The sequence below is a fragment of the Desulfobotulus sapovorans DSM 2055 genome, from assembly GCF_059569355.1.
This window is the reverse complement of record NZ_JCANVJ010000002.1, coordinates 92,122-111,128: the sequence shown is the minus strand read 5'-3', so window position 1 is coordinate 111,128 and position 19,007 is coordinate 92,122. Positions and strand designations below refer to the sequence as shown.

18 protein-coding genes are annotated in these 19,007 nt (G+C 55.8%); 8 read left to right on the top strand and 10 right to left on the bottom strand.

The annotated features are described in order from the left end of the window. Positions 1 to 93: 93 nt before the first annotated feature. The 4 genes from BR04_RS03210 to BR04_RS03195 all read left to right on the top strand — a co-directional run bounded on the left by BR04_RS03210 (position 94) and on the right by BR04_RS03195 (position 3,794). Positions 94 to 1,512 carry an MFS transporter gene (locus BR04_RS03210; RefSeq protein WP_496354546.1) on the top strand — a complete coding sequence of 473 codons (1,419 nt, stop codon included), beginning with the start codon at positions 94 to 96 and terminating at the stop codon, positions 1,510 to 1,512. A gap of 94 nt (positions 1,513 to 1,606) precedes the next feature. Continuing rightward, positions 1,607 to 2,521, top strand: coding sequence for an alpha/beta fold hydrolase (locus tag BR04_RS03205; RefSeq protein ID WP_496354545.1), 915 nt, complete (start codon positions 1,607 to 1,609; stop codon positions 2,519 to 2,521). Next, positions 2,502 to 2,969, top strand: a complete 468-nt coding sequence (locus BR04_RS03200; protein WP_496354544.1) for an SRPBCC family protein — start codon at positions 2,502 to 2,504, stop codon at positions 2,967 to 2,969. The genes BR04_RS03205 and BR04_RS03200 overlap by 20 nt, the downstream gene beginning before the upstream one ends. 81 nt (positions 2,970 to 3,050) lie before the next feature. Beyond that, on the top strand, positions 3,051 to 3,794 hold the full coding sequence (locus BR04_RS03195; RefSeq protein ID WP_496354543.1) for a histone deacetylase family protein: 744 nt from the start codon (positions 3,051 to 3,053) through the stop codon (positions 3,792 to 3,794). A gap of 55 nt (positions 3,795 to 3,849) precedes the next feature. On the opposite strand, the gene BR04_RS03190 is transcribed toward BR04_RS03195, so the two are convergent. Continuing rightward, entirely contained in the window at positions 3,850 to 4,656 is an 807-nt protein-coding gene (locus BR04_RS03190) for a substrate-binding periplasmic protein (RefSeq protein ID WP_496354542.1), read from the bottom strand. A gap of 363 nt (positions 4,657 to 5,019) precedes the next feature. On the opposite strand from BR04_RS03190, the gene BR04_RS03185 reads away from it, so the two are divergent. Further along, entirely contained in the window at positions 5,020 to 6,480 is a 1,461-nt protein-coding gene (locus tag BR04_RS03185) for a GGDEF domain-containing protein (protein WP_496354541.1), read from the top strand. A gap of 2 nt (positions 6,481 to 6,482) precedes the next feature. On the opposite strand, the gene BR04_RS03180 is transcribed toward BR04_RS03185, so the two are convergent. The 4 genes from BR04_RS03180 to BR04_RS03165 are packed head-to-tail and all read right to left on the bottom strand — an operon-like array spanning position 6,483 to position 12,741. After that, the gene (locus BR04_RS03180) at positions 6,483 to 9,566 is read right to left on the bottom strand and encodes an efflux RND transporter permease subunit (RefSeq protein WP_496354540.1); all 3,084 of its coding nucleotides are present in this window, start codon (positions 9,564 to 9,566) and stop codon (positions 6,483 to 6,485) included. Beyond that, entirely contained in the window at positions 9,563 to 10,798 is a 1,236-nt protein-coding gene (locus BR04_RS03175) for an efflux RND transporter periplasmic adaptor subunit (RefSeq protein WP_496354539.1), read from the bottom strand. The genes BR04_RS03180 and BR04_RS03175 overlap by 4 nt, the downstream gene beginning before the upstream one ends. Positions 10,799 to 10,810: 12 nt before the next feature. Next, positions 10,811 to 12,286: an efflux transporter outer membrane subunit gene (locus BR04_RS03170; RefSeq protein WP_496354538.1), complete on the bottom strand. Its 1,476-nt coding sequence runs from the start codon at positions 12,284 to 12,286 to the stop codon at positions 10,811 to 10,813. Then, the gene (locus BR04_RS03165; RefSeq protein WP_496354537.1) at positions 12,286 to 12,741 is read right to left on the bottom strand and encodes a PaaI family thioesterase; all 456 of its coding nucleotides are present in this window, start codon (positions 12,739 to 12,741) and stop codon (positions 12,286 to 12,288) included. The genes BR04_RS03170 and BR04_RS03165 overlap by 1 nt, the downstream gene beginning before the upstream one ends. A gap of 249 nt (positions 12,742 to 12,990) precedes the next feature. On the opposite strand from BR04_RS03165, the gene BR04_RS03160 reads away from it, so the two are divergent. From BR04_RS03160 to dinB, 3 genes are all read left to right on the top strand, one after another. Then, positions 12,991 to 13,128 (top strand): hypothetical protein, encoded by a 138-nt coding sequence (locus tag BR04_RS03160; protein ID WP_496354536.1) that lies wholly within the window; start codon positions 12,991 to 12,993, stop codon positions 13,126 to 13,128. Between the two features lie 83 nt (positions 13,129 to 13,211). Next, positions 13,212 to 13,682, top strand: a complete 471-nt coding sequence (locus BR04_RS03155; protein WP_496354535.1) for a hypothetical protein — start codon at positions 13,212 to 13,214, stop codon at positions 13,680 to 13,682. Positions 13,683 to 13,739: 57 nt separating this feature from the next. Beyond that, on the top strand, positions 13,740 to 14,885 hold the full coding sequence (gene dinB, locus BR04_RS03150) for a DNA polymerase IV (protein WP_496354534.1): 1,146 nt from the start codon (positions 13,740 to 13,742) through the stop codon (positions 14,883 to 14,885). Positions 14,886 to 14,917: 32 nt separating this feature from the next. On the opposite strand, the gene BR04_RS03145 is transcribed toward dinB, so the two are convergent. From BR04_RS03145 to metF, 5 genes are all read right to left on the bottom strand, one after another. Continuing rightward, positions 14,918 to 15,649: a hypothetical protein gene (locus BR04_RS03145; protein ID WP_496354533.1), complete on the bottom strand. Its 732-nt coding sequence runs from the start codon at positions 15,647 to 15,649 to the stop codon at positions 14,918 to 14,920. A gap of 128 nt (positions 15,650 to 15,777) precedes the next feature. Further along, positions 15,778 to 16,233: a MarR family winged helix-turn-helix transcriptional regulator gene (locus BR04_RS03140; RefSeq protein WP_496354532.1), complete on the bottom strand. Its 456-nt coding sequence runs from the start codon at positions 16,231 to 16,233 to the stop codon at positions 15,778 to 15,780. A gap of 46 nt (positions 16,234 to 16,279) precedes the next feature. Then, positions 16,280 to 17,191 carry a tetratricopeptide repeat protein gene (locus BR04_RS03135; protein WP_496354531.1) on the bottom strand — a complete coding sequence of 304 codons (912 nt, stop codon included), beginning with the start codon at positions 17,189 to 17,191 and terminating at the stop codon, positions 16,280 to 16,282. A 112-nt stretch (positions 17,192 to 17,303) separates the two neighbouring features. After that, complete coding sequence (gene yjgA, locus BR04_RS03130; RefSeq protein WP_496354530.1) at positions 17,304 to 17,912, bottom strand: ribosome biogenesis factor YjgA; 609 nt, start codon at positions 17,910 to 17,912, stop codon at positions 17,304 to 17,306. A 10-nt stretch (positions 17,913 to 17,922) separates the two neighbouring features. After that, positions 17,923 to 18,810, bottom strand: a complete 888-nt coding sequence (gene metF, locus BR04_RS03125) for a methylenetetrahydrofolate reductase [NAD(P)H] (RefSeq protein ID WP_496354529.1) — start codon at positions 18,808 to 18,810, stop codon at positions 17,923 to 17,925. Positions 18,811 to 19,007: the final 197 nt, after the last annotated feature.

The window sequence follows — 19,007 nt, the reverse complement described above, 5'->3', positions numbered from 1 at the left end:
ACTTCCGCTTCGGCCTATGCCATCTTTATCATGAGCACGCAGGGCGTCTCCTTGTCTGTGCTTTACGGATTAACCCCAGACCAGGATTTCCCCATGCACACAGCTCCGGCCAAGGCCAGCCCCTGGCAGGTTTTCTTTTTGGTGGCCATCGGTGTTTTCATGTCCACCCTGGACAGCAGCATTGTTAACATTGCCCTTCCCACCATCCTCAGGGACTTTGACAGCAGCCTCGCCATCACGGAATGGGTGGTGATGATCTACCTTCTCACCATCACTTCCTTTCTTCTCACCTTTGGCAGGCTGGGCGATATTCTCGGCAGGAAACGCATCTATGCCGCGGGTCTTTTGATCTTCACCCTTTCTTCCCTGTTCTGTGCCCTTTCCCTCCACATTGCCATGCTCATCGCCGCCCGCCTTTTGCAGGGCCTGGGATCGGCCATGATCATGGCCTGTACGCCCGCCCTTCTCGTAGACGCCTTTCCCGACTCCCAAAGGGGCAGAATCCTGGGAATCAACGGAGCTGTTGTGGCCTGCGGTCTCACGGCAGGCCCTGCCATCGGAGGCTTTCTCCTCTCCATGGCCTCCTGGCGCTTGATTTTTTACGTAAACATTCCCATCGGTCTGGCCGCCACCCTTCTGGTGCTGCGCTATCTTAAAGAATCCACCCGACAAAAAGGTCTCCGTAATTTTGACTGGCAGGGAACCGTCTTTGCCGCCATCAGCATAGGGTTCTTGCTCATGGCCCTGACCCATGGCTATGACTGGGGATTCACATCCCTGCTCTTCCTTGGCACCCTGGCCTTCAGCATGGTTTTCGCCATGCTTTTTCTTCTTACGGAAAAGAAGAAGGCCGACCCCATGCTGGATCTCTCCCTTTTTCAAAACCGGCTTTTTGCCCTGCCCGCCCTCTGCGGTCTCCTGCTTTTTTGCAGCCTGTTTTTCATGGTCTTTCTCATGCCTTTTTATCTCATGCTGCCAGCGGGATTTTCCAGCATTCTTACGGGAAAAATGCTCATGATTCCCTTTGCCTTTCTTCTCATCCTGTCTCCCCTTTCCGGAAGCCTTTCGGATCGTATGGGATCCCGCTTTCTCTGTACCCTGGGACTTTTTATTATGGCCACAGGTCTCTTTTTCCTCTCAAGACTTCCGATTACCCAGAACCTCTGGGATATTGCCTGGCGTCTTTCCCTGGTGGGCATCGGAACCGCCATCTTCGTGTCCCCAAATTCTGCAACGGTGATGGGAGGCGTACCCGCCAGCCACAGGGGCTCCGGAGGGGCTGTACTGGCTTCCGCCAGAAATCTCGGTATGGTACTGGGGGTGGCACTTGCCGGTGCCATCTTCCACTTTGTCTTTGACCGCAAAAGTGGCGGTGCATCCCTCTCCGCCTTAACGCTGGAACAGGGTGAGGTCTTCATGCAGGCCTTCCGTACCGCCATGGGGACAGGGGCGGCCATCGCCCTTTTTTCCATGATTCCCTCATGGCTGCGGGGATCGGAGAAAAAAAACTGAACGCATGAAAGCCTTGACGAAAAGACGGCCCCTCCTTATGGTGCAGGAACGATAAAACCTCTACCTGTCTCCAGCCCCTGTAAAGGAGTTTCCCATGTCACAAAGTGCCCCTCTGGAGGGCTATGTCCTTCATCCCCAAAAAGGCCCCCTGCACTATATCGACTGGGGCGGCAAAGGCCCTCTGGCCCATCTGCTTCATGCCAACGGTTTCTGTGCCGGCACCTATGACCCCCTCATCCGTAAAATGACCGAAGAAATCCACATCATCGGCAGTGATGTCCGGGGGCATGGCAGCTCCCTATCGCCAGCTGAAATGCCCATTCGTCACTGGAAGATCTTTGCGGATGACCTCCAGTTCATGCTCTCTCGTACCACCACCCCTCCTGTCATCGGCATCGGTCACTCCCTGGGAGCCGTGACCACACTGATCACCGCAGCCAGACATCCGGAACTTTTCTCCTGCATCATTCTCATGGATCCCGTCATTCTGCCGAGACGCTATCTCCTCTTCATGCAGCTTCTCCGCATGACAGGACTCATCGGACACTTCCCTCTGGCCAAAGGCGCCCGCCGCAGAAAATTTGTCTTCAAAGGAAAACAGGAAGCCCTTTCCCGCTTCACCTCAGGCCGGGGAATTTTTAAAACCTGGGATCCCGCCTTTGTGGATGCCTACCTGGAATGCGGCCTTCTGGAGGTGGATGAAGAAACAGCCATCTTAAAATGTGATCCTGAACTGGAAGCCCAGATCTTTGAATCCGTTCCCGCAGACATCTGGGCCTACGCCCGCAGGGTGAAGTGCCCGGTACTGGCCATCCGGGGAAAAAAATCCGATACCTTCCTCGGGGATGCGGCCAAACGCCTTGTCCATACTATGGCCGACTGCGAACTTCAGGTGGTGGACAAGGCCGGGCATTTTGTTCCCATGGAGCAACCGGATATCTGTGCCGCCCACATTCTGGACTTTATCCGCCGCAAAGGATTTCTGTCCCATGTACCTGCAACGGCTTGAAAGGCAGCAGCACCTTTACGGAGACCTGGCAAAGATCTGGGCCTTTTTCGCCGATCCCGCCAATCTTGAAAAAATCACACCGGAATGGATGCATTTTGACATCCGTTCCGGCCACAAAAGCCCCATGTTCCCCGGCCAGATTCTTTCATACCGCATCCAGGCCATTGCAGGCATCCCCATGACCTGGATCACGGAAATCACCCACGTGGATGAAGGCCGGTTTTTTGTGGATGAACAGCGCTTCGGGCCTTATGCCTTCTGGCATCATCTGCACCGCTTCACCCCCTGCGACAAGGGGCTTTTGATGGAAGACTGTGTACACTACGCCCTGCCCCTGGATCCCCTGAGCCGCCCTTTCCATCCGTTCATTCGCAAAAAACTTGAAGCCGTATTTGATTTCCGGGAACACGCTGTGGCGGCCCTCTTTGGATATCCGGAAACAAACTGACCGCCAGTCCATCCTCTGGGGATGTTCTGCAGCCCCTTCAGTTCCCGGTATCCCCCTCTATGGAGCGCAATGGAGGTTTTCATGAAAGTTGTGTTTGACCCCGCTTTTTATGAGGTTTATTCCCGGGATCCGGCTGCGGAACCTGGCCGTATGCAGGCCATTGTGGAAGAAATCCGGGATATCGCTGTGTTCATCTCACCGGAACCTGCCACAGAAGCGGATCTCCTCCTTGCCCATACCGAAGGACATCTGGCGGAAGTCCGTTCCGAAGGGGTCTTTGACATCGCAGCCCTTGCCGCAGGTGCTGCCATACAGGCCGCCCGCATGAGCTTCCGGGAACCGGTTTTCGGGCTGATACGTCCGCCGGGACACCATGCCTCCCGGGACAGTTTCTGGGGCTTCTGCTATTTTTCCAACATGGCCATCGCCATTCTGGCCATGAAAGCCGAGGGCCGTATTGAAAAGGCCCATGTGCTGGACTTTGATCTGCATTTTGGCGATGGTACCACCAACATTCTCGGCCCCCTGCCCTGGGTGAGCCTCCACAATCCCATGTCCGGCAAACGTCACGACTACATGGCCGACGTTGCCGAACGTCTGGAAAGCCTGGAAACGGATATTATCGGTATTTCGGCGGGATTCGACCACCACAGGGAGGACTGGGGAAAACTGCTGACAACGGATGATTATTTCATGATGGGAAAATGGGCAAAGGAAGCCGCAGAACGCTGCAAGGCCGGACTTTTTGCCCTGCTGGAAGGCGGATACAATCACAGGGTACTGGGAAAAAATGTCCGTGCACTGATGGAAGGCATGGGCGCTTGAAACAACAAAAGCCGTATGAAAATTCTCATACGGCCCCAACCTCACTCCGAAGACTTCAGGGAACAGGAAGAATCTCTTCCCCCGCCGCCTTCCATGCGGAAGCATCAAATCCCCGGACATGCCATTTTTCGTGGAGTTTTTCCAGCTCTCCAGAAGCTAAAAGGGCCGCCATGCCCTCATCAAAGAGGGCCATCAGTTTCAGGGAAGAGGGCGTATTGGAAAAGGCCAGATAGGCCTTCTGGCCCCAGAGGTTCACCACACGGTACACAGCCATATCCACGAGCTGCTCTTCCACATGGGTATCCACATCCACGGTGGCGTCAATCAGTACATCCACCCGGTCGGCCTCCAGCATACGCCAGGGCTTACTTTCCGAGGGAAGTTCCATCCAGCGCATGGAAATATCCGCAAGGGGCTTTCTTAAATGGTAGTTGTAGCCTTTAAACCAGACAACGGAACGGTTCTGAAGGGAACGGATTCCCTGCCACCCGGGAAAGGTCTTTCGCTTGAATACAGCCGCCGTATACTCAAGATAAAGGGGGAGATCTGGCACCTTCAGTCCTGCTGCATCGGCATCTTCTCTCCAGACACTGGGCATGGCATCCGCATACCCCCTTTTGACAAGATCCATGGATCTTTCCCAATTGGCAAATTCCCAGGTCACCTGAATTCCCCTGGGTTCATAAATGCCTCGGATGATGTCAAAGAAAAATCCCGTCCCGTCAGCCTGGGTCTGTCCTTCCCAGGAAGGGGTCGCGATGTGCAGTACGGAAGGACGTTCTTCCGCAGCAAGGATTCCTGGAAAAAAAAGGCAGAAAAAAAGCCCCAGTGCTGCCCCCATCATTCCGGAACAAGGTTGCATTTTTTTTCGGAAAATCGTCATCTCCTGTACCCTTCTTCAAAAAATCAGCCCCGGTTGTATCCATGGGACGCCGTTCCGACACCCCTGAATCCTGTCATAAACACCGTTTCTTTATAGCAGTTTCCGTTCTGGAAACAAGTCCCGGCTTCTTCTGCATCGGCCTTTTTACCTATCCAAAGATCTTAAAACACGCAAAAAAATCCACTGTCCCCGCATTGGCAAGCATACAAAACAAAACTGTCAGGAAAAAATTCGGCCTTGCCCATTTCCGAAAAGCACCGACCGTGATAACCATAGGAAAATTTTATCCTGTACCGCCTATGGGCTGCAATTTTTTAAAAAAATGCATTACGGGAGTTTTCCATGTCCCTCTTTGAAAAAAGTAAGAATCCGACAGTCCTGGCCTATGGTCTTGGGCTTTCCATCATGTTTCTCATCGTTCTGCTGATGATGGGAAATGCCTTTCTCCGCTATGGAGAAAAATTTCAGTCCGCAGAAAAAAAAGCCCTGGAACTGAGCCGTATGCTGGCCTTAAGCTCCACCCAGCATCTGGGCGGCATCAAAATTCTTTTCCAGAGCATCGCCTTCACCCTGTCTTCCTGTGAAAAGGATGCGGAAAGCCAGAGGTGCGGGAATCTCTCCGCAGAAATTCAGACTCTGTGTCAGAACAATCCCCACATCATGAATTTTCTTGTCATTGATCCGGAAGGTGAAATTTCTCACTGGGGGGGAGATGGCCCGCCACCGGATGTCCGGGACAGACCCTACGTCCGTACGCACCAGGCCAGCCGGATTGAGGGTCTTGTCATCAGCCCTCCCCTCCAGTCCCGTGTTCCGGATCAGGGCTGGTTTTTTGCCATCTCCCAGGCCTTTTACAGTGAGACAGGACATCTCCAGTACATCCTTGCCGCACTCATTGATCTCGAACACCTGCGCCAGCGCTATACCTCCATCCTTCTTCCCGAAGGCGGCACCGCAGGACTGATCATGGGGCAGGGACAGATCCTCATCCGTATCCCGGATCATGAAAAATTTGTGGGCAAATATGCCCATATCCGGCCGGATCATACCAACAGCTATGAAACAAACGCCATGAGAAGCAAAGGACTGGACGGTATCCCCAGGGTACTGGCTTTTCAGCCCATAACCCCCTATCCCCTCTTTGCCTGGGTTTCCTTGTCCGAAGATGAAATTTTACGGGAATGGTGGCGGCACGAACGGATTTCCCTTGGTATCGGTCTTTTCATCCTGCTCTTTTTTGCCTTCCTGACCCATGCCCTGGCCAGGGCCGTCAAGCGTCAGGAACAGGAAAAACATGCCCTGTTTACACTGGCAGGCACCGACGCCCTCACCGGACTTGCCAACCGCAGGCAGGCACTTTTGGCTCTGGATCGGGCCATGGCCCGATCCAGACGCACGGGCCAGCCTTTAAGTCTTCTGATGATGGATCTGGATCATTTCAAGGCCGTTAACGATACCTTTGGACATCCCAGGGGCGATGCCATCCTCCAGCTGGCAGCCAAAAACATTGAAAAACGGCTGCGGGCTTCGGATCTTGCCGCCCGCATCGGTGGGGAGGAATTTCTGGTGGTTCTCCCGGACACGGATCTGAATGGGGCGAGTATTCTTGCAGAATCTCTCCGCCTGGGGTTCAAGGAAAACCTGAAACTGCCGCATCCGGTATCCTGGAAGCTTTCGGCCAGTATCGGGGTCTGCGAAATGCACCCCGAAGACACGGCGGAATACCTTCTCTGCCGGGTGGACTCGCTGCTTTACAAGGCCAAAAAAAACGGACGGGATCAGGTGGTGACGGAAGACCCCTGAATCTATCCCCTTTTTCCCCGGAACAAGGCCCCCACATCCTCCAGAATCATATAAAAAGCCGGGACAAAAATCAGGGTGATGATGGAGGCGAACAGAATACCAAAGCCGAGGCTGATGGCCATGGGGATGAGAAAACGGGCCTGACGGGAGGTTTCAAAAATCATGGGCGCCAGCCCCCCGAAGGTGGTGAGCGTGGTCAGCAGAATAGGACGGAACCGGGAAACTCCCGCTTCCCAGATGGCGGGCAGGGATTCCACTCCCTCAGATCGCCTGCGGTTGGCCAGGTCGATCATGACCAGCGCGGCATTGACCACCACGCCACAGAGGGCCACGATACCAAAAAGACTCATCATGGAAAGGGAATATCCCATGACAAGATGCCCCAGAACAGCGCCCACAAGACCAAAGGGGATACAGCACATAATGATGATGGGCTGAAAATAACTTTTGAAGGGGATGGCTAAAAGGGCGTAGATACTGATCATGGCGAGAAACAGCCCCTGAAAGAGACGTTGGGTGCTCTCCTGCATATCCGCCTGTCTTCCCTCAAAGCCCGCCGTCAGCCCCGGATAACGCTGCACAAGATCCGGAAGCAGCTCGGCCTGGAGTCCCTGTACCACTTCACCCGCACGGGATGGGGGGGTGATATCCCCCGTTACCTGAAGAATCCGCCGTCCCGACCGCCTGCGGATTTCCGTATAGGCCCTTCCTCCCTCCAGAACCACCACCTCCCGCAAGAGCACCTCTCCTCCCGAAGGTGTCCGAAGCACCAGACTTTCCAGATGTTCCAGGCGAACCCGTTCCTCTGCTGGCAGTCGCACCCGCACCGTGACCTCACTCCTCCCCCGCTGAAAGCGCAGGGCTTCCACCCCCTGAAAGGCGGCCCGTACCTGCCGGGCCACTTCCCTGGCATTCAGTCCCAGCGCCTCACCTTCGGGCCGCATCCGGAAATCCATCTGCCGTTTACCCCGGGCCGAACCGTCATCCACGTCACTGACCAGGGGGAAATCCCGGATTTCATCAGCCAGATACCGTGCCGCGGCCTCTAAGGTGGCAATATCCCTGTGGGAAAGCTCTATGGTCAGGGCCTTGCCCGAACCCGGACCTCCCCGATCCGACTGAAAGGAGAGCGTCTCCAGACCGGCAAGTCCCCCCACATCCTCCCGCCACTTCCGTACCAGTTCCGACGTTCCCACGGGCCGCATGGCAGGGGGCGTCAGGTAGATGCGCACCTGGATGGTGTTCTCCTGGATATGGGAAAAAATTCCCAGAGCCAGGGCATCGCCGCCATGCAAGGTGACCAGCTTCCGGGCTGAGGCCATCAGACGGTCGTGAACCTCCGTGGCCCTGTCCCTGGCGGAACCATAGGGAATCACCGCCTCACAGAAGGCATAATCCGATTCGATACGGGGAAACAGCTCCATTCCCATGCGCCCGCTTTTCACATACCCAAAGGTAAGCAGCAGCATGGCAAAGCCCCCTGCCAGCACGGTATAACGATGGACAAGACAGCGGGAAAGCAGAGGACCATAAAACCCATTGATAAAACGGATCAGTCCCTGACTGAAAGCTTCCTGAAAAGCGGCAAAAATTCCCAAGACCCCTTTGCCCCTCCTCTGGTATCCGAGGTGTGCCGGTAGCACAAAAAGACTTTCGATGAGGGAGACAGCAAAAACCGCAGCCACCACCACAGGGATGGTTCCAAAAATTTTACCCAGCATACCGGGAATAAAGGCCATGGGCAGAAAGGCCACAATATTGGTCAGTACGCTGAAGGTTACGGGAACGGCCATTTCCCGGGCTCCGACAATGGAGGCTTCCAGAAAGGGCAGCCCCCGCTGCCTCAGGGAATAGATGTTTTCTCCCACCACAATGGCATCATCCACCACAATCCCCAGGGTAATGATAAAGGCAAAAAGGGTGATCATATTGATGGAAAAATCCGTCATGGGCAGAAAAAGAAAGGAACCCAGAAAACTGACGGGAATACCGAGACTCACCCAGAAGGCCAGCCGGATTTCCAGAAAAAGGGCCAGGCAGACAAAGACAATGAGAAGTCCAAGCCCCGCATTGCGCAGCAAAAGATCCGCCCGCTGCTGAAACACCTCGGAAAAATCCCGTACCACATGCACATCAATCCCATGGGGCAGAAAAAGCGAAGCGTCCGCCAGTACGCCCCGCGTCGCCTCTGCAACGGCGATGGGGGTTTCTTCTCCGACACGATAGACATTCACCATCACCGCAGGGTGGCCATTGAAAAAAGCCCGGACGTCCGTATCCTCAAAGCTTTCTTCCACACGGGCAAGATCTCCCAGACGCAAGCGTGATCCGTCCCCATGGGTCAGTATGGCCACCTCCCGGTAATCCGCTGCGGTATACCGCCGCTCCTTCATGCGCAGCAGAATTTCACCGCCAGCCGTGTCCAGACGTCCGCCGCCCATTTCCACGGAAATTTCCGCAAGCCGCTTTGCCACCGTCTCCAGGGTCAGACCATAACGTCGCAGGGTGTCTTCGGAAATGCCCACCGTGATCTCATGATCCCGAACCCCTTCCAGGCTCACCTGGGTGATTCCCTGCTCCTGAAGAAGCCTGTCCTTGAGCTGCTCCGCAGCTTCCAGCAGCACCGCTTCCGCATGGGCACCTGAAACGGCAATGGAAAGAACCTCCCGCATCCGGGCATCCACAACAATACGGGGTTTTTCCGCACCTTCCGGGAAGGTTGTAATCCGGTCAACCTCCCGCTGCACATCCTGGGAAAAACGGCTGATGTCCGTGCCTTCCACGGTTTCAATCTGTACCTGTCCCACACCTTCGGAAGCCACACTGGTAAAGGTATCCATCCCTTCCAGACCCTGCACCGCCTCCTCCAGAGCCAGTACAATCCCCTGCTCCACCTCCTCCGGGCCGGCTCCGGGATAGGCCACGGAAACCGTCACCGTCCCCAGGGCAAAATCCGGAAAGACCTCCTGCTTGATTCCCCGGAACAGTACCAGTCCACCGACCATACAAAGCAGCATGAGCAGGTTGGCCGCCACATGGTTGCGGGTCATCCAGGCCATGGCCCCCCGTGTTTCCTCGCTTTTCATGGCGTCTTCCTTTTCTGTCCGGAAGGCTCCCCGGAATCCCTGTCCGTCCATTCCCTCTCCACAGCCATATGTTCCACGGCAAGACTGAGATCCGATACCACAAGCAAAGCCCCCTCTGCGACATCAGCCCTCACGTATACCCCCCTCTCATCCCTTGCCATGGGATCCACGGAAAGAATCTGCAAACGGTTCTCTTCATCCAGCAACCAGATACGGTTCCCCTCCCGCAGAGCACCGTGGGGCAGCAGGAAGCCCGTTTCAAGCCGTCGCCCTTCCAGATCCAGGGAAAGCATATCCCCCAGAAAAAGGGGGGGTTTTTCCTGGGAAAGCCCCAAAGGATCCTCCACCTCCACCAGAATCCTCACCATGCGGGAACTTTCCGAAAGATCGGGAAGTATTTTGAAAACAGAGGCTTCCTCCAGGGCGGAACCGTTCTGAATCCAGGCGGCGGAAGGCCCGTCCGGATGCCCCTTTTCCCGCAGAAAAGGGACATGATCCAAAGGAACACGGGTTTCAATCCAGAAGCGCTCCCTGCCTGCCAGCGTGGCCAGCACCTCCCCCACGGCAACCCGCCCCCCGACCATCCCCTGACGCCGGGTCAGCACCGCAGCAAAGGGGGCTGCAATGCGGGTACGGGCCAGCTGGACTTTTGCCAGTTCCAGATCCGCAGCCGCCGCTGCCACAGCCGCTTCCATCTGCCGCATCTGGGGCTTGCGAAGGGTAAGATCCGTTGGACTCAGCCCTTCACCCGTGAGGGTTTCCAGGGCTTTTACCTCAGACCGGGCCATGGCCGCCCGGCCCTTTTCGAGATCCAGATCCGCTCTCGCCTTGGCAAGCGCAGCCTCCGCACGCTCCAGTGCGATACGATAGTCCTCAGGATCGACCACCACCAGAAGCTCCCCCTGCTCAAACTGCCCGCCAGGATAAAAATGCGGGCCCATGGAGACCAGGGTTCCGGCAACAGGACTGCGGATCTCCACCGTCCTTTCCGGTATCACCGTACCCATCACACGGAAACGTTCCACAAAAACGGATCGCTCCATGGAAAGCACACGCACCAGGGGAAGCACCGCTGTTGCGGGACGCTTCTGGGCTACAGGCCGGGTTTTCATAAAATAAAGGCCGAAGGCCCCACCGAAAACCAGCAGCAGCAGAGGAATCAGAATACGCAGCCACAGGGCCATACGGGATACCGCTGCTCTCTGGGCTGGAACAAGGGAATGTGCTGTCATATCAACTCCATTTTACGAGGCTTCATCCATGGATCCTTTCAAATTTTCCCCCGCAGGCAGCCAGTGTCCTCCCAAAGCTCTGTGCAGACTGATACGGGCCTGGGCATGACCGGTCTCCTGGGTCAGACGCCTTTCCTCCAGCTCCCGGATACGGCTGCGGGCCGTCAGCACAGCGTCAAAATTATCCCCGCCCAGTCCGTACCGGCGCAGGGCTTCCTCCAGGGTCAGACGGGCCGCATGCAGGCGCAGGGCCGTTTCCTCAAGAAGGCTCTGCTGACGGGCCTCCAGTATCAGGGCATCTTCCACTTCCTTCACAGCCGTCAGAATACTGCGTTCATAGGCAGCAAGCTTCTCCTGCATCTGGGCTTCCATACGCCGCACATCGGCCTTTCTTTTTCCCGCATCAAAAACAGGCAGGGCCACACCTGCCGCAGCATCCAGCAGCCAGCCCTGACCGATAAGCCTCCAGGAGGCTGCACTCAGCCCCCCTCTGGCCGAAAGGGTGAGGCGGGGCAGACGCAGGGCTTCCGCCGCATTCCTGTCCCATCCTGAAGCCAGCAGGCGGGCTTTTGCAGCACGGATATCCGGTCTGTTTTCAAGAAGTCCCAGAGGAAGTCCCGGATTGGGAAGGGCAGGCAGGAGAGCAGGCTCTTCCGGACGGCTTTCCTCGGAAAGGGAAAACAGGGCCGGACTGGTTCCCGTGAGAAGGGCCAGACGATGGGTCTGCATATCAAGATCCGCCTCCAGCTCCGGCAGACGGGAGACCATGGCCAGCAGTACCTCCTGCTGACGCAGCACATCGAGGGCTGAGGCCATGCCCTGGACAAAGCGGGCTTTCTCAATGTTCAGGAGGGTTTCTTCTTCACGGATCTGGCGTTCTACCAGAGCCTTGAGGGCCAGCGTCTGGCGGTGTGTGAGCCAGATTTCCACCACCGTTGCCGCAACCCCCATGGACACACTTTCCAGATCTTCCGCCGTTGCCCGGAACCGCTCCCCATCCGCAGCGGAAGCGGCAGCGATTCGGCCCCAGGCATCTATTTCATAACTGGCTCCAAGAAAGGTGCTGTACCGGTCCGCTGTCCGGGTGTTCCCGGTTTCCCCATCCCCTGTCCGCTGCTGCCCCAGCTCTCCGGAAAGGGAAAGCTCCGGCCAGAAAGCGGATCTGCCTGCCTCCACCCCCGCACGCGCCGCCTCCACGCGGGCCACAGCCTCCCGGATATCAAAGTTTCGGAGCAAAGCCTCACGTACCAGCAGATTCAGTTTCCTGCTGCCAAAACTTTCCCACCAGGCCCCAGGGGAAGTGGCTTCCCCGTCTTCCGGAAAAATTGCCGCAGCATAGCCATCCGGCAGCTCAGGCGGTAGGGCTTCGGGGAGAGACGGGCGGGAAGAAGCACAACCCCAGAGCAGCATCCCCAGTCCCAGACCGGCAAGAAAACGAAACCCTGGCACCCCGTATCCCCTTTTTTTTTCTGACAGGTATCGGGGCATCAGCTTTCCTCCTGAACAAAAAACATGCGGGCATAGGCCCTTGCCGCAGAACGGCCTTCTCCTGTTCTGGCAAGTCCTTCCATGACGAGAAAACGCCTCCCCCTTTCCACGAGATTTGTCTGAATTTCAATGGATTCTCCAGGACTCAGGGGACGCAGAAAAGAAGCGTTGAATTCCAGGGTCAGGGCAGAACGACCGGACTCCAGAATGGAAAAAGGGCCAAACACATTGTCAAAGGCTGCCATGAGAAAGCCGCCCTGCACATAGCCCATGGGATTGGCAAAGGATGCCGGAAGAACAAGAACGGCGGAAAGAAAACTGCCGGGAAGATAGCCCGTAAACCGCATCTGCATGGTATCGAGACAGGCTGGATGGATAAACTCTGCGCCAAGATGCCGCCCCGCATGGTGCAGGCAGGCGACAATGTCATCGTGGGTGGTGAGGGGGTTTTGCATCCGTGCTCCTTAGGGCCTTGGGGAAGAATTGCCACACATCGGCAGCAGCTTTCCTTCAATGCCTGAAAGAGGTCAAGTAAAGTTGGGTAAAGCTGCCAAAAACAGGAAGGGGGTTCCGGAAAAAAGGCGTCCCTCCGTTCCGCAGATTTTCACGCCTTGATGGATAGCCTGAAAAGGGGTAAGGACAGCCATCCCTGACCAAAGAGGGAAAACCCGGAAAAACCCTACACCAAAGGAGGAAAAGATTCCATGTATGCATCAGCACCAGAACACCTGGAAATCCGGAAAGAGACTGCGGAAAAGGAAGAGGGAAGAATCCCCTCCCCCATGGAAGACCCCGCTGCCATTGCCCTCATAGAACGGGCACTTTCTGGGATTTCTCAATAAATTTCGAAGAGAAAAAAGGATTGCCCCCTTTTTTCTCTTCGCACCGCCCCCGTACCCCCTTTTATGGTTCATGAGGAATGTTCATGCTCAGTGATTTCATGGATACCGTCATCGTCCTGGGAGCCGACGCCGTGCTGCCCCACAATCTTTCCGATACCTGGCTGGAACCCATCTGCCGGGCTTCTACCCGCTTTTTGCGCCATGTGGCCCGAAATCTTCCGGTGGATACAAGCCAAGGCCCCCTTGATCTCTTTGAAGACATGGAGGGTTCCCTGTTTCTGGCCGCTGTCACGGAAATCCTCCAGTCCCGTTACGACTACCCCGCCCATTTTCAGATGGAAACCCTGCCGGAAGACGTACTTTTTGAAAGCATTGCCTGCTATGCCCTGTACGCGGCACTGGAAGATCTTGCCCGAAAGCATGGCATCTCCTATCCCCATCCGGATGCGGACACCCTTCTTGAAACCGAGCGCATCCGGGAACTTGAATCGGAAAATCCCCGTCTTTCCCGGCTTCTCCATGAGAGCTACAGCCCCTCGGGAGACAGGGCCTGAAGAAAACCCCCCAGCCCCATACGCCTGCCCAGGCCATACCGCCACTCAGGGAAGACCATGGATATGTCCCCCCCATCTCCCAATCTGCTCCCCCCCTGTACGGAAAAAAGGGACTCCCCCGCCTTACGAAAAATCCTGCATATCGACATGGACGCCTTTTATGCTTCGATTGAACAGCGGGATCATCCTGAACTGAGGGGCAGACCCGTAATTGTGGGGGGAAACCCGAAGGGCCGGGGGGTTGTCGCCACATGCAGTTATGAAGCCAGAAAATTCGGTATCCACTCGGCCATGGCTGCCTCTGTGGCTGCGCGAAAATGTCCCCAGGCCATTTTCATCCGGCCCAGAATGGAAACCTATGCCGCCGTATCCCGACAGATTTTCAGCATATGCCAGGAATTTTCCTCCTGCATTGAACCCCTGTCCCTGGATGAGGCCTTTCTCGATGTGAGTGAGGATATGCAGGGCCTGGGATCCGCAACCCTTACGGCCCGCAGGCTTCTGGAAGCCATCCATGTGGCAACGGGACTCACGGCCTCTGCCGGAGTTTCCTACAACAAATTTCTTGCCAAAGTGGCATCGGACATCCGCAAACCCGGGGGACTCACCGTGATCCGACCGGAAGAGGCACCGGCCTTCCTTGAAAAACTTCCTGTCCGCAAATTTTACGGTATCGGAATGGTAACGGAAAAAAAGATGCTGCAATACGGTATCCGTACGGGAGGGGATCTGCGGAAAAGGGGAAGGGAAAATCTCATCGCCCTCTTTGGAAAGGCGGGAGGGGATTTCCATGATTTTGCCATGGGAAAGGATGAGAGACCCGTTTCTCCCCACAGGGAAAGAAAATCCGTTGGCCGGGAAATCACCCTGGAAAAGGATATCCGGGATCTGCCTGCAATGCTTGCCATCCTGGAAGAGCTGGCCACAGACGTGGAAGCCTCCCTGGTACGAAAAAAATGTGCAGGCCACACCCTGACCCTCAAGGTGAAATATCAGGACTTCAAATGTGTCACTCGGGCCAGCAGCCTGCCCCTGCCCATCTGGCGGGCAGAAGACATGCTCCGGGAAATTCCGGCCCTTCTGGCCCGCACGGATGCGGGAAAAAAAGAAGTACGCCTGCTGGGGATCAGCATCTCCCATTTTCCAGGAAACGACAGCGAAAGGAAAAAGGGACAGATGGTTCTCCCTTTTCAGGAAATTTGAAAAAAACGGCAACGCACCGGCATAGCGCAACGTTATTCTGGATTTTCCGGTGGAAAGAGGGTTTCCGGAATCTCCACCCATACGGCACGGGCAAGGCCCAGCACTTTGCCGGATTCGGAAAAAACCGCCGATCCCGCCATCCGTTTTCTTCCTGCCACCCCAAGGGGCCAGCCCATGGCAATACAGCGCTCTCCAGCCCGTACTTTTCCCTCAATACGTGCCGTTAACTGCCCCAGAACCAGGGTATTTCCCTTTTGTACGGAAGCCACGGCAAAGGCCCCCGGACAATCCAGGGCCGCCCAGATGAAGGCCTCAGGCACACCGTCCTCCTGCACGAGGGAAGCGTCCACCACCCAGGGCGAGGCCACCACGCCACGCTCCTTTACGCCACCCGCAAAGATCCTCAGTCCATCCCCTTCTTCACGCAGGGTCCCGCAGACAAAGCAGCGGGGAAAACTGTGGTGACGGAAGCCCGCATAATTTTTCGATGCCGCCACAGCCTCTTCAAAGGAGAGGCAATCCGGTACTGTCATCTCCAGTTCTGAGGAAACCCCTTCACCGATCAGCATCTCTCCGGACAGCAGCCGGACGACGTCTCCCGTCTTTTCAATGCGGAGTTCCGTATCCAGAGGCGGCGGAACACGCAGGGAAACGGAGGCTGTCCCTTCAATATGATGTGCAATACGACCGCAGACATAGCCCCCGTTCCCAGACTGGGAGGGGCCGCAAAAACGGGGATGGATTTTCAGCGTTTCCAGTAGCATCTTCTTCCTCCAGGTCATTTTACAAAAGGTGTTCAGGTAAACAGAACAAAGGGGGGATGGCGAAACTTCAATTCAGAAAACGGTATTTTTACAGCTTTCTGTCCTCCCCCGCACAGGATGAAAAAAAATTACAGGGAACGGTTTCCGGAAGCAAAGGGGCACTCCGTTGAAATCCGTTCAAGAAGACTATTCAGAAAACGGAAAACCGTATCCATCTCTTCCGGGGAAAAGCCTTCATGGATCACGGCATTCAGGGCAGCCACCATGGGCAGGGCCTCGGAGGTGATCCGCAATCCTTCCGGGCTGAGATGGATACGAAACCCCCTGGCATCCTGAAAACAGGTTTTTTTTTCAATGAGGCCATTTTTTTCCATCCGCTGCACCAGCCCCGTGATACCGGAACTTTTCAGCTGAATCCCCTCTCCCAGATCCTTGAGCAGACAGCCGTCATGCTCCCGGATATAAAACAGGGCCATGAGCTGCACACTGGTGATTCCCAGTTTTTCCGAAAGATACTGATCCAACGCGTGAAGAAAGCGGGTATGTACACGATGAATAAGATAAAAAAGCCTTTTATCCTGCATGAGAAAATTCCTTGAAACCATAAATTCCGATGGCTGTCAGGCCTGTTTAAAAAGGCAGGGAAAGGTGGATACCGCTTCCCTCAAGGGGCAGGACGGCATCTTTTCTGAATTTCTGCATCAGATCTGCCTCGTACCTGTCATCCAGATAGCGGTTGGTAAGGCGGGCTTCTTCCATCCCGCCTTTCATGCTGCCCCCGTAAAACCCCAGGGTAAGGAGAGCAAACACCGTACCAAGAACCGGCATTTCCTTGTCAAAGGCTTCCCAGGCGGCAAGACCTGTACCCAGGGTCAGGGTCAGAGCCAGGACTCCGGACTGCTTCCGGCCCGTGTAGAAATAACCGCCTCCGGGAAAGAGTCCCAGAATCCCTGCCAGAAAGGGACTTTTTCTGCCCTCTTCCGGCCTTTTCTGCCAGGCCAGCCACAAAGCCTCTGCCCGGGCCCTTTCCTCTTCCGGCAGACCTTTCCAGCGCAGCGCCGTTCCCTCAAGATCTCCGGCAAGCAGGTACTGACCTCCGGACATCCAGAGGGCCAGAGCCTGTAAATTCGCATCCTCCGTACTGCGCAGCACATTTTCCGCCCAGAGGGCTGCCTGTCCCGCCTCTCTGGCTTCAGCATACAGGGAAGCCAGAACAAGCCCTGCCGCAGCAGCCAGCGTTTCTTCACCGCTGCGGCTGACTTCCCGTAAAAGGCTCTCCGCTCCGTCCCGGTCTCCCTGTTCCTTAAGACAGAGGGCAAGATACATGCGGGCCGTATCCCTGCGGTCATCTTCAGGGCAGAAAAAAAGAAAACGATCGAAACCCGAAGCCGCAAAATCAAACTGTTTTTCCTGGTACCGGGTCAGGCCATAGCTGAAAAGAGACGCTTCAGGACAGGAAGTCCGCTCTCCGGCACAAACCATCCGTGGCAGAACAGATACAGTCAGTGCCAGAATCCATAAAAAAAAGACGGTTTTTTTCATGATATCTCCTGCTGAAAACGGATCTGAAGCGGCTCCGGGGAAGCCTCCGCAGATCTTAAAACAACACAGATTCTGCCGTTCTGCCAGTCCTGATGATCAGCCAATGAGCAGCCTATTCCTCGGGCAGATGTTCCTGAAGATACCGGAACAGGTTGCGTCTGCCTCCTTTGGGGCTGCCCAGGGTCTTTTCCTTCACCGCCTGATCCACAAGAAAAAGAAAATGAGCGGTATCGATACCGGGTGTGGCAGCCAGGGTTTCCCGGAGGCTGACGTCACCGGCGGCAAGGCGATCCCTCAGGGATTCAAGATACTGCATCCGTCCCTTCTGCCGTCTGTCCCTCCCCTCCCTGTCTTCAAGGAAGCGGGCAATGGCTTTGAGATCGGCCTCTTCCTGCTGACGCATCAGGGTACCGATACGTTTTTCATGGCGGCAGCGGGCACCATGGCTGCGGATTTTCTCAGAGTCCATAAGTGCTTTGCGCAGTTCCGGAGAAAGACGCAGTTTCCCCCAGGCCGTTTCTCCCAGAGCGGCCAGAGCGACTCCCATGGCTTCCAGGGCTTTCACTTCCCTCTTCTTCTGGGAACGGCTCTTGTACGTATCGCCCTCCTCTTCATCCGTATCCCAGGCATTTTCTTCCCCCTCTTCCCAGAGGATATCAGCTTCCAGATCTTCTGCATGTTCCACTTCCCGACCATCGTCGGTTCCGTACAGCACTTTCATAGACTCTCCTTCAACGGCCCAGGTTCCTTGAGTTTTTCACACCCAGGGCTTCATAGATGCGCAGGGTGACGGGGGAGCGGTTCAGGGTGTAAAAATGAATCCCCCGTACACCATGATCGATGAGATCCCGCACCTGCTCCGTGGCCCAGTGCACCCCCACATTTTCCACCAGGGCATCGGATTCCGCCCTGTACACAGCCTTTAAAAGGGCAGCCGGAATACGGGCACCCGCCGCCAGTTCCGCCATCCGCTCCATACCTTTGCGGGTGGTGACGGGCATGATCCCCGCCAGTATGGGAACTTCAATCCCCGCCAGCATGCAGCGATCCCGGAAATCATAGAAATCCCGGTTGTCGAAGAAAAGCTGGGTGACAATATAGTCCGCCCCCGCATCCACCTTGGCTTTGAGGTATTCGATTTCCATCAGACGGTTGGGCGTTCCCGGATGCCCTTCCGGAAAACCTGCCACACCGATGCACATGCCTGGAAAATGTTTTTTGATATAGGCCACAAGGTCTGCCGCATAGGTAAAACCATCGGGGTGGGGGGTAAAGGCCTGACCTGCTGGCGGATCCCCCCGGAGTGCCAGGATGTTGCGCACGCCGAGTGCATCATAAGTGCTGAGAATTTCATGAATCTCCGCCTTTGAAGCCCCCACACAGGTAAGATGGGATACAGCCGTAAGCGGGGTTTCCCTGTGAATACGGGCAAGAAGCTTGTGGGTACGATCCCGGGTGGAACCTCCCGCTCCGTAGGTGACACTGACATAGGCCGGCTCCAGAGGCATGAGATCGGCAATGGTATGAAAAAGACTCTCCCAGCCCTTTTCCGTGGCAGGCGGAAAAAATTCAAAACTGAAGGTCATGGGGTTTCGGGCAAAAATATCCCTAAGCAGCATAAAAAATCTCCTCTTTGACAGAAAAGCAGCTCCTGTGCCATAGATGTCCCGTCCTAAAGCGAAGCAACGGGCAGACATTTCCCGGTTTTTAAGGCATAAGGCTCCGGAAAGCACTTCCAGAATGGTGACTGTACCATGGCATGACAATACACAGCGTTCGGATCAGAGGCCCAGGCGGGCCTGCGGAACCGGAAATT